The following is a 14191-nucleotide window of genomic DNA, read 5'->3' on the forward strand; positions in this document are numbered from 1 at the left end:
TCAGTTTTGTTCAGTGATCCGCCCACAAACATGAAACAAGGAGTTTCCATGCGCCCTAAACTGCATTGCCTGCCACTTGTGTCAAGGCCCTCTACCTTAACGAGACGTGGGAGCATGTGCTTTGCCCGTCTAGGCAGCTCGCTCGCCATTGTCATCAGTGTGGCTCGCATTGCCAATGCGACAGAGAACTTCGATGTTCGGTATGCTCCAGGCCTTGGCGGCGCAGACATGTCGGCCCCGGTCGATCCTGGTTGGTATTTTCAGGCGCCATCGTATGCGTACGATGGCAAAATATCGCTGTCCTTGACAGATGATGTCGATCTCACGGATTTCGGGGCCCCCGGGGCCATCGCCACCGTGCCCACGCAGAGCCAAGTTCGTGTCAAGGTGGGTGGTATCGCTCCGCGCCTGACCTTCATGAGCACAACCCAGTGGCTGGGGGCCACACTTGGTGCGACCGCGCAATTGCCGCTGGTCGAGAAGAAGGCGGGAGTTTCTGTTTTGGTCGGGTCAGCGACCTTCAATACACCATTGGGCCAAGCGGCCGAGGACCAAATCGCCAGCGGAATCGGTGCTTCGATTCGGCAGCAGGCTGCCGCACTAACCAGCTCCAGGTTCGGTGTTGGTGATCTCGAAATCGCGCCGATCCTGCGTTGGGCCCGTGACCCTGAACAAATCTTGCTTGCAATGTTCTTATCACTGCCTACTGGCGAATACAACAAGAATCGCACGGCCAATCCAGGTGCGGGCAATTTCTACACGGTACGTCCCTTAGGGATGGTCTGAATAACTGGTTTGCGAAGCACTTGGTGGCGTGATGACATCGGCGAATGCACCGACCGCATCGAGAACGAGCTCAATGGGGCTCCAAAGCGACTTCAAGCGGTGCTCTGGCCCTGCAAAAGTCACCGCAGCCTAGGTTTTGGGCGCACTCATGCCCCACCAGCCATCAGTTTGCCCCGCACCATCCATAGGTTGCTGAGCATGAACAGGGTCTTGAGTTGTGCGGTGTTTTTCTCCAGCCCACGGTAGCGAACCTTCACATGGCCGAACTGCTTCTTGATGACCCGAAACGGATGTTCGACCTTGGCGCGGATGCTCGCCTTGACGCGCTCAATCTTGTCGGTGATGGCTTGCGCCGGGTCATTCAAATCCAGCGCCTTGCGCTTGCCCGGCCGCATGGCCACATGCCAGCTCACATCCCCCTTGGCCTCTGGGCGTTTGTGTGCGCCCTGGTAGCCCGCGTCAGCAAAGGCATCGACTTCTTTGCCGTGCAGCAGCTTGTGCGCCTGGGTCACGTCATTGACGTTGGCAGCCGTGCCCTCAACGCTGTGCACCAGACCAGAATCGGCATCCACGCCAATGTGCGCCTTCATGCCGAAGTACCACTGGTTGCCCTTCTTGGTTTGATGCATCTGCGGATCACGCTTGCCTTCGGCATTCTTGGTCGAGCTTGGCGCCGAGATCAACGTGGCGTCCACCGCCGTGCCCGACTTCAGCAGCAGCCCCTTGTAGGCCAGCAGGTCGTTGACGATGCGCAGCATGTCGGTGGCCAGGTCATGCTTCTCCAGCAAATGCCGAAACCGCAGGATCGTGCTCTCATCTGGCAAACGATCGAGCACGCCATCGAGCTTGGCAAATTCGCGGTACACCGGCATGTCATGCAGCGCTTCTTCCATCGCCGGATCACTCAGGCCAAACCACTGCTGCAGGTAATGAATGCGCAGCATCGTCTCAATGGCAAAAGGTGGGCGGCCGGTCTTGGACTTGGGCCAGTGGGGCTCAACCACGCCGACCAACACATCCCACGGCACGACCTTGTTCATCTGTTCCAGGAACTCACGCTTGCGCGTCTTCTTGGTCGACAGGTTCAATCCCAGGCTGACTTGCTTCATGTTCGTGCGCCACGCATCAACTTGACGAAATCATCATGCAAGACCCGCGCCCTGCGACGGAGTTTTGCAGACCTTCCTTAGTACAGTACAGTTATATAGGAGACGGGTGGGACGTAGCCGGGCGTGCAGCGTACTCAATGAATTCGCGCAACAAGGACACCAAATACCGTTCCGGCAACTACCTCAACGTCGATGTATCTTTGATGAAATCGCTGTCAGACTCGCTGCGCGTGGGTGCTGCTGGATACGCGCTAGTTCAGACGACGGAAGACACAGCCGAGGGTACGCCGACCCTCGCACAACGGCTGACAGTCGGCAAGAAAGGCCAGGTTTTCGGCATCGGTCCATCCCTTGCTTGGATCAAGGGGGCCGGCGATTGGCTCGTTGATGCTCGCTTACTCAAGGAGTTTTCGGCGCAGGACCGGCCGGAAGGCGCGAGTTTTTGGCTCAACTGGACGCTGCCGATTCGCTAAGGTATGGCGGTTTCAAGCTTGAAACCATCGGCGCGAAAATTAGTGCCGCAGGCGTGCGGCTGTTATGGTTTTGATGGAGATTGAAATGCATCGAATATTGCTCGGAATATGGTGTTTTGCCTTCATGTCATCGATTGCCCAGGCTGTGGCTATCGAAGTGGAAGGTGTTCCCTTGAGCGCCACAGCAATGGTCGCAGGTCAGCAACTCGTCCTCAATGGCGCTGGTTTTCACAAGCGGGGCTATTTCAAGGCTAATGCCACCGCCTTGTACCTTCCCGAAAAACGCACATCGCTGGATGCCATCAACAAACTGAGCGGCCCGAAACGCATCGCCATCCATGTACTCAGGGAGATTCCAGGCTCGACGATCTCACGCTATTTTTTGAATGACTTCAAGTTAGTGGCAACCGACGCCGAGTTTCGTAATTTGATCAACGAGGTTGCGTCAGTGGGTGCCATATACAGTGCCTTGCCGCGGGTACGCAAGGGTGACGTGGTCTTGATAGACTGGGTGCCTGGCAAGGGGCTGATCGTTACTTACAACGGCAATCCCATGGAGCAAGGCTTGTTCACACCCTACCTAACCACCCCGAATAGCGAGTTGTTGTACCAGATATTTCTGCGCATCTATGCTGGCGCAGCTATCCCCGAGGAGTTGCAGCGTAATCTGCTTGGTCAGTCGGTAAGCATGACCAACCAAACCGAGCACTGATGAGTATTCGGCGCCAACAATATGAAATTCGACTTGAAAATGCGATGCGCGCCGGTCTGAATGGTGCTCTACGGAATGACCACCAACAAACTTCAGCCACCACGCAAAAGCGCCCAACTTCATCGTCAATTCGCCATGGCGTCTGCGAAAGTGCAGCCACGCCCCCCTTGAGCACCGCTGCCCACCCTGGCCATACTGCGATGGCTACCTGTGGACATCGCGTCCACGAAGCCTTCAATGGAGATTTCGGTCTCCCTGAAGTCCAGCATCGCTGGCGTCGCAGTCGTGACCTGCCTTGTAGACGCGGAACTCCGGTTCAGCCTGGCCATTTCGGTGGCCATGTGTTTTGTTCTGCCCTCGGGCTGAACCTTCTGCTGTCGGCACACCTTGCGGTGTTGCCACCGAGCCGCTTCATCCATCAAGACTGAAGCATCCCAAGCTGGGGAACCATGTTCCCCACTGGGAAGGTGCGTTCCCCTTCACTTCCAGAAGGAGAACGCCATGTTCGCATCTCAAGCGACGATGGATGCGCGCGCCATCAGCGTGCTGATGGGAGGCTCCGGGCGTGCCCGCGAGCCTGTGATCCGCCAAGCAGTGCTACCCGCACTGTTGATGCCTCGACCTCCGATTTTACCACCGGCTGAACGGGCATTTGAGTACATCGCAGCGGCAGCGTGACCTCCATGGCTCACGCCACCCTGCTGCATCAGCATTTCAACCCCTGGGGAGTCCACCATCTTCCCACCGGGACAGGTGTGCCCTCCGTTTTCTGGAGATCACACCATGTCCTATGAGAAATCGCGTGTTCGCCCCAAGCGGACCTGCATCGAGATCGAAGAAGCACGCGCCTGGGTTGGCTTTTACCGACGTGTCAGCAGCGACCCCGCTGTTGCCACCGAAGTGATGGCCCAACTTGAGGCCGTGCCCGAGATGAAGCGCGCCCACCTGGCCCTGTACCTGTGTTGCAAGGAATCCTTGCGCACGCACAAGGCCACGCAAGCTCGCAACAAGCGGATCGGCCAGTTCGTGCGCTGGCTGGCCCATGGTTTGGTGATCGTGCCTGCGCAAAGCATGCTCAGGGCGCTCCACCAGGGCAGAGAGATGGCTGTCGAATGCCTGCCCATGATCGACACCAAAGCAGGCAAAGAGCCTGGCGTGCCTCAGGTTCGCCGCCTGAGGCAAGAGGCTGAGTTCGCCCAGGCCCAGGCATCGTTTGATGCGCAAGCCGGGGCCCCATCCAGCGAGCCCGCATCCACACCCGCTGTGAACAAGGCTTCGCCCCAGCCCAAGGCTGCGCCCACCGCAGCTTGAGCTTGCAGCACGTCATGGACTTGCTGTCCTGACGGTGGCTCACCGACACCACCCCTGGTGAGCCCAGATCGTCGAACGCGCATGCCCACCCCAGCGGTGGTGCATGCCGCGTTCGCCCCCTCCCAACGTCGCCCGCCTCGATTTGCCATTGGCAGATCGGCGCCCCCTTATGAAAGGACTCCCCATGGCCACCGTTGCCGAAACCCTGCATGCCATTGAGGTGCGTGCCGATCGCGCCATCGTCCAGGAACTGCGCTTGCTGATCAAGGAAGTGCAGGCGCTCCAGCCCTCACTGCTGGGGGACGACCGCGCGCATGCCCATGCGCTGTTGCTTAAGCTCGATCACCTGCGCCAAAGCCAGGTGGTGGACAGCATCGGCGATCAAGCATTTTTCTTGTTGTCAGCCCAAGGCTGATACCCATTCATCACGCCTGCGGGGCCCACGGCCCTGGCGGCGGTGCGTCCCCAGGTTTCCACCGAAGGAACCCTCATGGACAAGGTCACACTCAACCCTGAGCAAAAGCTCTACGTCATCGCGGCTGAATCAGGCTACAGCTGCTTTGGCTTTGACAACGCCCGCGATCATGCCAACCAGATCGCGCGACAACTTGGCAGAAGCGATCTGGCCTTCACGGCAGACGACTACGCCGCGCTGGCGGGCTATCAGAAATACCTGGATGCAACAGCCGAATGGGGATGCTCGCCACTGAGCCAAGGCACCTACTTTGCGCCCAGGACGGACCCCAAAGCGGCCAAGGTGCTGGAGGCCTATCGCCGAAGTGGCCAGACGATCCGCTTGATATTGGGTGACCTCACCACAGGCGAATCCTGGCTTGATGAGCACGGTGTGGTCGGCCGCATCGGTCGTTCTGGCGGCTGGCTCAAAGTCCCATTGCTGGTCGAGCCTGGTGAGTCGGGTGGTGGTGCCATCCTGACCAATTGCATCCTGTGCCTGGTTGACTGGCACACAGGCAAAACACCGTATCGACATCCAGCTTACCGCGAAGCCAACCTGAGCCTATCGCCCAACGAAGAACACACCCTGCCATGGGCGGTGAAGCGTGGGGATGAGGCCATCGCCTGCTTCAAGGACATCGGCAAGGCTGCGGCCTACCTGGCCTTCATGCGTGGCGCCACCATCGAGCCGAGCGTCTTTGCCTGAAGACCTGCGCGCCTGTTGGTCGTTGAGGCTCTAAGCCGCCTCACGGCACCGCTGGTACTCGCGGTCAATCAGCCAGTGCAAGAACTGCGTCTCCTTGGAGACGCCCCAGTAATGGGCCTTGCACAGCGCAATGTAGGCCGCCAGGTCGCTGAGTGATCGAATGCCGACGGGCTCCAGGTCGGTGATCTTCTTGAAGCGTTCGATCTCTCGCCGTGTCAGTCGAATGTGTTGGCCAAAACGAATCATGGTCGTGCTCGCTGCATCGATTCAATGAGCACATCTTGTTCAAATCTCCGCCCCTTGTCACTGGTTTTGGCCAGAGATGGATGAAGATTTTTCCATTGCAAATTCAGTGACAGTCCGTTGTCACAGCACTGTGCCGCACGCAATCCCCCGGGTCGCCGGGCTGTTGGCGGTGGCATCGCCCGGCCAGCGCTTGAACACCCCGGGCAGGCCGACCACACTGCGCCATGCCTCCCGCATTCCATCGCGGAATGCCCTCCCGACCTTGCGTCGGCGTCGCAGTCGTCACCTGCCTCATCAACCGTGCTGGCCTCGCGTCAGCACCTCCTGAGCGGGAACCTCCTTCCCCTCGGGGTTGGACGTTCCCGCTTTTCCTTTTTGTGAAGGAGAAATCCGTGAATGTCACTCATATGTCCAACACCGAACTGGTCAGCGAACTGCTCGCTGCACCTACTCGCCTTGAATCCCCCCATGCGCCCTGTGCCTGCAACCCAGCAGCCGCCTACCGGGCCGTTGATCAGGATCTGCCCGAACTGGCTCACAAGCTCAGCGTCGCGCGTGAACTGCTGTTGCGCAAGCTGCGCGCCAAGATGCTGGAGGGGCCCATCATGGCTTCACCCAGTGCCGTTAAAGACTGGTTGTGCCTGTACTGCGCCGGATTGCAGCACGAGGTTTTCCTTGTGATGTACCTGGACTCGCAGCAGGTCCTGATTGAGGCCGAAGAGCTCTTTCGGGGCACGCTGACCCAGACCTCGGTCTACCCACGCGAAGTGGTCAAAGGCGCGCTGGCACGCAATGCAGCAGCTGTGCTGTTGGCACACAACCACCCGAGCGGCCAAGTAGACCCCAGCCCGGCAGACGAGCTCTTGACCCAGACTCTGAAATCATCTTTGATGCTGGTTGACGTGCGCGTGCTCGACCACTTCATCGTGGGCGGTGACCGGGTCACGTCATTTGCAGAAAGGGGCTTGCTGTGATCAGTCCGTCCACCCTGGCCTGCATGGCACCGCCCTCATTCTTGCCAAGAGGAGTCCGCCTTGGATAACATCATCGTGACCAGGTTGTTGGAACTGGTCGAGCCTCTGGCCGCCTTGTCGATCTGCCACCTGACGGCCACCACGCGCCAGAAGCTGGCCAATGACGACCTGTCGGTCAACGTGTACCCGAACGACTATGGTGGTTTCGTCTATGTGGGCTCGCCGCCCTACACGGTGCCCGCTGAAAGCGACATGGCCATGATCTTCGAATTGGCCAGATTGGCAGGCATCGTCTGGCTCAAGTTCGACAGCGATGCGGCCATCTTGGAAGGCCTGCCCGTCTTTGACGACCTCGACCAGGGCCATTGACACACCGACAGATACCAACAGTCCATACGCCCTCACAGAGCGCCGCACCTCATGGTCGGCGCTCTTTCTTTGGCTGCTGCATCTTTATCGTTGACCCGGTGAAGATCGTCCGTCTTCCTTGTTAACCTCGGGCCGCCAATTCTGGCCAAAAAATGAAAGTACAAATCCCCATGAAGTTGCGAATCAAAGAAATCAAGGCAGACATCGAACTCAAGAACAACGGGATGGAAATTGAAGTCCGCGAAGAAAAGGAAGACGGCGCCAGACTGGGTGACATCATCATTGCCCGCGCTGGCATCACCTGGTGCAAGGGCAAGGTCGGCGCGGCCAACGGCATCAAGCTGAGCTGGAAAGAATTCATCGCCGCAGTCGAAGCCATCCAGCTGAGCCGCGCGCCAGCCGGCAAGAAGGCCAAGGTCGCCAAGAAGGCACCCGCTGTGAAGAAGGCCGCCAAGCCAGAAAAGACAGCCGCCAAGCCGCTGGTCTCGGTTGAGCCGGAAGCGACAACCAAAACGCCGAAGCGTCAGGCCAAGGCCAAGCCCAAGGCTGCGTAATGTGATCGTCCGAGGAAGGGTTGGTTGCCCCACCCCTTCCTTTGCCAGCAGGACGCACCACAAGCCATGCTCATGCCTCTTGGTGCGCCCAGGCTACGCTGCGGCCTGTCTCGCAGTGGCACCCTCTGATCTGGCGCCATGCTCAATGATTGAGCCATCAGAGACCATCGCATCCAGATCGATCACCACATCGGCCATGGCGGTCAACTCCGGGGTCTGCGACACGTAGAACTCGCGCCGGTAGCCACCCAGGCGCAAGACCTCGCGCTTCATGGCCATGAACATCCGCTTGCGCTCAGGATCGAGCGCGCCATCGGCCTCGTCAGAGAACAAGGTGTCGTAGCACCGGCCCGAATGCTGCGCCAGGTAGAGCGCCACAGCACGGGTCAGGCACTCGTTGACCCAGACCCGTTCGCCGCCACTCATCAGCCCGACGCTCTTGCTGTCGCCCGACTCGCCGTCATGCACCAGGATGTCGAAGCCTTCGCGCTGCTCTCCCTTGCCGGTCTCCACCAGTGTGAGGATGGACACCGTGAAGCGCGGGCCGTAGCAGGCCAGCAGCAGGTCATTGGCCAGGCCCGACAAGGCCGGTCCCGCATCATCAATGGCCAGGGCGATCAGGCCATCGTTGCTCATGCAGCGTGCGAACAGGTTCCAGGCGCCCAGGCTGTCCTCGACGCGGGACATGCGCGCCTCGATTAGCGCCCGCCGGGCCACCAGTGCTTGGGCCTGCTCCGTCAAGCCGACCAGCGTCTGGGCGTCTCGCTCAGCGACCAGATGGGACTGCTCCGCAGCCGTCACGGCCAGGCCGGAGCGGGTCAGTATCTGGGCGGCCGCTTCCAACTGAGGCGAGTCAAAGGGCGCGGGCAATGCCGCCAGCACACCATCGAGGCGATTCAGCGCGTCCCGGAAATGCTGTGCCTGCTGGGCCAACTGTTCGGTGATGTGCTGCCGTCCCGACATAATCTGCTGGCGTTCCGACTGTTCGTCGGCCGTCTCCGACCTATGGGTGCCCTCAGGATCTGGTCCGAGGGCCGCCAGTTCCGCTTCAATCGCCAGCAAGGACGAAAGCGCTTGGTCGATCTGAACGGACTTGGCCGCCAGTATCGCAAACCGAGACGCCCGAGTCCGGGCCGCCGCCACGCGGTGCTCGGCCCAGATCAGGGCCTGCGGTGCCGATGACAACGCATCGCGCTGCTTGCGGATCGCATCAAGCTCTTGCAGCACGATGGCCTTGTCAGCCGCCAAGCCCGCAATCTGAGCCCTCGCGCTGGGAATCAGCGCCCGGGCTTCCCGGGCATCGCCCAGCAGTTTGCACTGGCCTTGCAGATCGGTGCCGACGCAAGGCACCTCGCCCACCAGGCCGAAGCGATGGGCCAACTCCTGCGCCCTGAGCACCGCCCTGCCCGCTTCCTGCTCGATGTTCGCCAGCTTTTGCATCAACAGCCGCTCAGCCCCCTGACAATGGGTCAGTTGCGCCACGCGCTGGCGACAAGCGGCGATCCTCGCGTCACGCAAGGCCAGCATCTGCTCGGCCAGTGGCAGACGGACGCCTGCCCGCCGCACGGCATCCCTCACGGCGAGCGTCGCCAGGCAGTCGCGGCGTGATGCGGCCAGAACGGCACGCCGGTTGCGCTCTTGCGCCAACCGTGTCGTCACGCGTTGGTCAAGCCGATCAAGCCGCTGCACCTCGCCTTGCTCCTGCGTCTTGAGCGCGTTGATGGTTTGTGTGCCCGTGTCGATCAGGGCCTTGCGCTCGGTCAGCAACTGCGCGCGTCGCGCATCGGTGGACTGGGCCTGGCCCCGCTCTGCCACCAGGCGGGCGTGGTGAGACCGGTCGGCATCCAGCGCCACCTGTGCCGATTGGCGGTCGGCCAGCGCCTGCCGCACGCGGGCCGAGGCGCCATGCAAGCGCTGCTGCCCTGCAGCAATGCGTGCTTGCTCGGCGTCCAGCCCGGCCAGTTCCTGCCGGATCACCAGCAGCCCGGCCTTGAGCAGCTTGGCCGTCTCGCTGGCCTTCTGGCCCAGGGCCCGGATCTCGTCCTGGCCCAGCAGGTCGGACAACAGCGTTTTGATCTCGGCGTTGCGGTAGGTGCTGAGTTGACGCTTGCCTTGCGCCGAGAAGACCGAGGTGAAAAAGGTGTCGGCGCTGCCGCAAATGGCTTCAACGCAACGGTCGTAGGTCTCGACCTTGCCGTCGGACACCAGGCCATCATCCAGGCGAACGGGCGACCATCGGCCCGCGTCATCGAGCACATGGAGGTAAGCCTCCGTCTTGCGCCGACCGTTGAGGCGGATCACCACCTGGGAGCGATAGCAGCGGCTGCCATGTGCCCAGGTCAGGTGCTTTTCGTTCTCCGGCAGGCAGACATGGTCGTAGTAGGAAAAGCCACCAGGGCCGCCCAAGGCCGCGCGTGATGGCATCGTGAGGTAGGGATGCATGTTGTCCATCACGGTGGTTTTGCCACGCCCGTTGGCACCCGCGATGGCGATCAGTTCAGCGTCGTCGGCCAAGCGTTCAAAGTCCAGCGAGAGGACATCCCGCCCGAGGCCATTGCGGATGCCGCGAAAGCCCTTGAGGGTCAGCGATAGTGGTTGCATGGTGATGCTCCAGCGAGAGATTGATACCAGTCTCCGGCACGACCGGGCCCTGTCAAGCCAGGACCTCATCGGTCTGTCGAGACAGGTCCTCATCCAGCGGTGCCGACACCACCGGACAAAGCACCCGGTCGGCAATCTCAACGGGCTGAGCACTGCTCAGGTCGGCCAGACACGCCAACAAGGGCTCGCAATGAGCCTGCGTCACGTGCGCCCAAGCGGTGACCTTCTGCGCCAGACTGGTCAACTGTGAAATGCCCGCCGCACGCGTTCGCATGACAGGCACGATGCGCCCCTCCAGCTTGATGTCCACCGCATCGGCCAGCGCTTGCTGGATGGCCTCGCGGTTGACCCCATGCCGATCCTCGTCCGCCACGGTCCACCGCACCCGCACATGCGCCCCGGCAATGCTCTGCTCGACGATGGCCTTGCGCAGCGCGTCTAGGTCGGGCTTGCCTTCGAAGAAGATGTCCACCGTTCGGCGAGCAGGCGTTGCATGCAGGGTGCTGAGTGCCGACGCGGCATCCACCTCCCACAGCAGGAAGCCCTTCTCTCCATCCTCCCCATGGTGGAAGCGACCAATGGAGCCCGCGTAGGCAATGCGCTGTCGCCCTGCTCGGCTTTCACCATCCCAGACCTGATTCCGATGGATGTGCCCCAACAGGAAGGCCTGGGCCTCTGCGCCGAACAACGCACCCGTCGTGAACTCATGATCGAACCCAGCCATTGGCACGCCATGCTCGCTGAGGCAGCCAAACACCGTGCCATGCGACACACCGATGGACGGCACACCCAGCGCCTTGGCCCTTCGATGGTTGGGCGCCAAGCCTGCGAGCAAGGCCGACAGTTGCTCGCCCACGGCCTCGGCCGCAGCGCAGGCCCCGACCGTGACCGCCACAGCCGCCTTATTCACCGTGGGAATGCAACTGAACAAGGCCAGCATGCCCTGGGGTAATCCGTCGAACGCCCAACCGCTGGATGCCTGCCACCGGCCCTGCGGCATCAAGCCGACCTGCCCGATCCGGTCTGCGACATGCACGGGATAGCGGCCACCCAGCAGCTTGAAGATGGATAAGGTGCCGGGCGGCTCATGCGAGAACGTGCCTTGCAACATCAGCACGGGGCAGTGATCGGCCAGCCGCCGTACCTGCGCGACCAAGCGTTCAGCAGCGGGCGAGTGCAGGTCCAGCGCGTGGTCGGTTGAGTCGCCCGACAGCACGGCGGCCTGCACGCCCAGTGCGATGGCCTGGTCGATGGCCGCACCGAAGCAGCGGTCGGCCTCGGCCAGGTTCTTGGGTCCGTAGTGCAGGTCGGAGAAATGGGCGATGCGGATCATGGCCGTTCTCCTGCTCGGGTCAGGTGCAGTTCGCTCTCGATCTTGTCGAGGTAGCCCTGCGGGTCATTGCAGTAACGCTCCAGTTCATCCCATGCCCGGCGTCGGCCATGGGGGTTGATCTTCCAGCCCAGGCCCCAGCGTTGATCGGCGTATGCCAGGTACTGGTCGGGCGCGATCTCATAGTCCTGCGCCCTGGCCAGCAACTTGTCCAGGTTGGGCTCGCCCTCCTTCATGCGCACTTCAACCGGCGCCACCTGCGTGGCAGGTTGATCCGGGCCGCTGCCCGCATCCAGGCTCGCGCGGGGCAAACCTTCCAGCACCTGACTGGCCAGTTGGGCATGAACGATGGTGGTGTCCTCGTCCTCCCTGTCACGCAGGAGCGCGGTCACATCGACCGGGGCTTCCAGTTCGATGATCCACTGGGAGACGCGGGTCGGCTGGCCGTTTTCGTCGATGTGCGCCACGTCCATCAAGCGTTTGGTCAAGTAGAACGGCGTGCGCTCTCGGTCCAGGAAGCCGGAGATGCGGCCACCTCGCAAAAAGCCGATGGTTTCGAACCGCTGGATCGCCGCGTTCATGGCGTAGAAGCTGGTGGTCGGCAACTCGAAGGCGCTGATCGAACGGATACCGGGGATGAAGAACAGGAAACGCCCGGTCAGGTTGCAGCGCCGCTGCTGGTAGTCGATGCAGGCCTCTGGCTCGCAGATGCCGCCGTTGTCTTCGCGCAGCACCGTCTTGCGGCCCCCGAAGATGCGGATCGAACGCCGCCCGGTGCTGTCCATGGGCACCGGCGCGTGGCACACGCAATGCCGCACGCGGCCATCGGCGGAATACTGCGACCAGTAGCGCTTGTCCTGGGCGCCCCAGGCGGCCAGTTCATGCGGCATCACGGTTTGCCAGTGGTCGGACGGGAAGACGATGGGGAAGCGGTAGAGGTGAAGGCCTTCACCACGGTCATCGCCATAGGTCTGCAGGATCTGCTTGGGAGTCTCGGGATTGGGGAAGTCTTGTGCCCGTACGGTGAACCAGGGCACGTTGCGCGGGATCAGCGGTGACTTGAGCTGCGGCAGCGCACTCACGATGGCGCGCTCGATCTGGTCAAAGGACTGCCCGGCCTCAACACCCTCGTCGTAGAGGCGTTGGGCCTGGGGTTGCTCCGCCGCCTTGCGGGTGAGCACCTTGATGCCTGCGCGGATCTTGCCGCCTGTGGGGATGCGGGCGGGGCCTTGCCCGAGCAAGGTCGGCAGCCCTGCTGTCCCACCTTGGACGGTGATGGTTGCTTTGACCATGGTGTCGCTCCTTCATGAACATGCGATGGTTCATGCTCTCGCGCCTTCATGGCGCGTCAAGCCCTGTTTCGGCCTGGACCCCGGTGCGACGAGTGTGACCTGGTGACGTGGTGACGTGGTGACGTGGTCGCTGCGCTGCACACGTCGGATGCCAACGCGTATCAAGCTAATTCTCTGATAAGTCTGGGTTTCTACATTGAACCCACGCCAACCTTTGGCGGACCTCAATTGGAGAATCCCATGCTGACCACACACAAGTTCGCCTTGCTCGGAATCACCGTCATCACAGGTCTGGCTGCGACAGCGGCCTATGCAGCCGGTCACATCGAAGCAGTCATTCAGGCAATCACCCAGGCCAAGCTGACCCTCGGCCAAGCCATCGCTGCCGCAGAGCAATCCACGCCAGGCAGCAAGGCGACCCATGCAGATTTTGAGCGTGATCGTCAAGGGCACTGGGTGTTCACGGTCGAGGTGGCCAAGGCAGGCGAAGCACTGGACGTCATGGTCGATCCAGCCAACGGCAAGGTGCTTTCGGTCACGCGTGACCTTGAGGATCGCGAAGACAACGAAGACGAGCGCGAGTGATCCCAAGCCAAGTCGGAGCGCCTGTGGAATCCCTCAACAACATGCTGTTTCTGACGCTCAACGCTCAGACTGACTCGCCAGCTTGGGTGACGGGGCTCGCCCTGTTGCTCGGCGAACACGCGATCTGGCTGGTGCCAGGCACGCTCGTGCTTGGCTGGATGCGCGGCAAGCCACCCTTGCGAAGGCTCATGCTTGAAGCAAGCATTGCTGGATTGGCTGGCTTGCTGCTCAACCAGTTGATTGGCCTGACATGGACGCATCCCCGGCCTTTTGTTTTGGGGCTTGGACACACGCTGATCAGCCATGTGCCAGACAGCTCTTTTCCCAGTGACCACCTCACGTTGTGGTGGTCTGTCGCGTTCAGCTTCATGTTGAATGAAGGCACACGCCGCCTCGGGATGCTGGCTGGACTGATCGGTATACCCATGGCGTGGGCCCGCATCTACCTTGGTGTTCACTTTCCCCTGGACATGCTGGGCGCCGTGTGTGTCTCGTCATTGGCGGCATGGCTGACTCACCACAAAGCAGGCGCCTTGATCACAACAGCCTTGGAGAGGCTGATGCCCATCCACCGCCGTTTGCTGGGCCCCCTCATTCGAAAGGGTTGGCTTGAGCCTTGAGAGCTGCACGGATGTACAGGTGCTAAGTCAACGCTAAGTCTGGCACCACAAGATCACACCCAATGAC

At 61.3% G+C, this 14191-nt stretch carries 17 protein-coding genes; 12 read left to right on the plus strand and 5 right to left on the minus strand.

Annotation, left to right across the window (positions count from 1 at the left end; translation table 11 throughout):
• Positions 1-114 precede the first annotated feature (114 nt).
• On the plus strand, positions 115-786 hold the full coding sequence (locus tag LQ232_RS15700) for a transporter (protein WP_230181285.1): 672 nt from the start codon (positions 115-117) through the stop codon (positions 784-786).
• Positions 787-932: 146 nt separating this feature from the next.
• Here LQ232_RS15700 and LQ232_RS15705 read toward each other — a convergent pair whose 3' ends face one another.
• Positions 933-1895 carry an IS5 family transposase gene (locus tag LQ232_RS15705; protein ID WP_230181286.1) on the minus strand — a complete coding sequence of 321 codons (963 nt, stop codon included), beginning with the start codon at positions 1893-1895 and terminating at the stop codon, positions 933-935.
• A 35-nt stretch (positions 1896-1930) separates the two neighbouring features.
• On the opposite strand from LQ232_RS15705, the gene LQ232_RS15710 reads away from it, so the two are divergent.
• From LQ232_RS15710 to LQ232_RS15735, 6 genes are all read left to right on the plus strand, one after another.
• Positions 1931-2368 carry a transporter gene (locus tag LQ232_RS15710; protein WP_256450052.1) on the plus strand — a complete coding sequence of 146 codons (438 nt, stop codon included), beginning with the start codon at positions 1931-1933 and terminating at the stop codon, positions 2366-2368.
• A gap of 124 nt (positions 2369-2492) precedes the next feature.
• Complete coding sequence (locus LQ232_RS15715) at positions 2493-3080, plus strand: chalcone isomerase family protein (protein WP_230181288.1); 588 nt, start codon at positions 2493-2495, stop codon at positions 3078-3080.
• A gap of 501 nt (positions 3081-3581) precedes the next feature.
• Positions 3582-3758 (plus strand): hypothetical protein, encoded by a 177-nt coding sequence (locus LQ232_RS15720; protein ID WP_230181289.1) that lies wholly within the window; start codon positions 3582-3584, stop codon positions 3756-3758.
• 105 nt (positions 3759-3863) lie between these two features.
• A complete protein-coding gene (locus tag LQ232_RS15725) occupies positions 3864-4391 on the plus strand; it encodes a hypothetical protein (RefSeq protein ID WP_230181290.1) in 528 nt (175 codons plus the stop codon).
• Between the two features lie 184 nt (positions 4392-4575).
• Positions 4576-4806, plus strand: coding sequence for a hypothetical protein (locus tag LQ232_RS15730; RefSeq protein ID WP_230181295.1), 231 nt, complete (start codon positions 4576-4578; stop codon positions 4804-4806).
• Positions 4807-4881: 75 nt separating this feature from the next.
• A complete protein-coding gene (locus LQ232_RS15735) occupies positions 4882-5553 on the plus strand; it encodes a hypothetical protein (RefSeq protein ID WP_230181297.1) in 672 nt (223 codons plus the stop codon).
• Positions 5554-5583: 30 nt separating this feature from the next.
• Here LQ232_RS15735 and LQ232_RS15740 read toward each other — a convergent pair whose 3' ends face one another.
• Positions 5584-5799, minus strand: a complete 216-nt coding sequence (locus tag LQ232_RS15740) for a hypothetical protein (RefSeq protein WP_230181300.1) — start codon at positions 5797-5799, stop codon at positions 5584-5586.
• A 392-nt stretch (positions 5800-6191) separates the two neighbouring features.
• On the opposite strand from LQ232_RS15740, the gene LQ232_RS15745 reads away from it, so the two are divergent.
• The 3 genes from LQ232_RS15745 to LQ232_RS15755 all read left to right on the plus strand — a co-directional run bounded on the left by LQ232_RS15745 (position 6192) and on the right by LQ232_RS15755 (position 7696).
• On the plus strand, positions 6192-6773 hold the full coding sequence (locus tag LQ232_RS15745) for a RadC family protein (RefSeq protein ID WP_230181301.1): 582 nt from the start codon (positions 6192-6194) through the stop codon (positions 6771-6773).
• Between the two features lie 60 nt (positions 6774-6833).
• Positions 6834-7142, plus strand: a complete 309-nt coding sequence (locus LQ232_RS15750; RefSeq protein ID WP_230181302.1) for a hypothetical protein — start codon at positions 6834-6836, stop codon at positions 7140-7142.
• Between the two features lie 170 nt (positions 7143-7312).
• Entirely contained in the window at positions 7313-7696 is a 384-nt protein-coding gene (locus tag LQ232_RS15755) for a hypothetical protein (protein ID WP_230181304.1), read from the plus strand.
• 93 nt (positions 7697-7789) lie between these two features.
• On the opposite strand, the gene LQ232_RS15760 is transcribed toward LQ232_RS15755, so the two are convergent.
• The 3 genes from LQ232_RS15760 to LQ232_RS15770 are packed head-to-tail and all read right to left on the minus strand — an operon-like array spanning position 7790 to position 12919.
• The gene (locus LQ232_RS15760; protein ID WP_230181306.1) at positions 7790-10297 is read right to left on the minus strand and encodes a DNA repair protein; all 2508 of its coding nucleotides are present in this window, start codon (positions 10295-10297) and stop codon (positions 7790-7792) included.
• Between the two features lie 52 nt (positions 10298-10349).
• Positions 10350-11630, minus strand: coding sequence for a metallophosphatase family protein (locus LQ232_RS15765; protein WP_230181308.1), 1281 nt, complete (start codon positions 11628-11630; stop codon positions 10350-10352).
• Entirely contained in the window at positions 11627-12919 is a 1293-nt protein-coding gene (locus LQ232_RS15770) for a hypothetical protein (RefSeq protein WP_230181310.1), read from the minus strand. Before LQ232_RS15770 ends, LQ232_RS15765 begins: the two co-directional genes overlap by 4 nt.
• A 123-nt stretch (positions 12920-13042) precedes the next feature.
• On the opposite strand from LQ232_RS15770, the gene LQ232_RS15775 reads away from it, so the two are divergent.
• Together LQ232_RS15775 and LQ232_RS15780 are read left to right on the plus strand one after the other, a co-directional pair.
• Entirely contained in the window at positions 13043-13504 is a 462-nt protein-coding gene (locus tag LQ232_RS15775; RefSeq protein ID WP_230181312.1) for a PepSY domain-containing protein, read from the plus strand.
• Positions 13505-13527: 23 nt separating this feature from the next.
• On the plus strand, positions 13528-14124 hold the full coding sequence (locus LQ232_RS15780) for an undecaprenyl-diphosphatase (RefSeq protein WP_230181313.1): 597 nt from the start codon (positions 13528-13530) through the stop codon (positions 14122-14124).
• Positions 14125-14191: the final 67 nt, after the last annotated feature.

Source organism: Aquabacterium sp. CECT 9606 (assembly GCF_918741295.1).
Lineage (GTDB): Bacteria > Pseudomonadota > Gammaproteobacteria > Burkholderiales > Burkholderiaceae_C > Aquabacterium.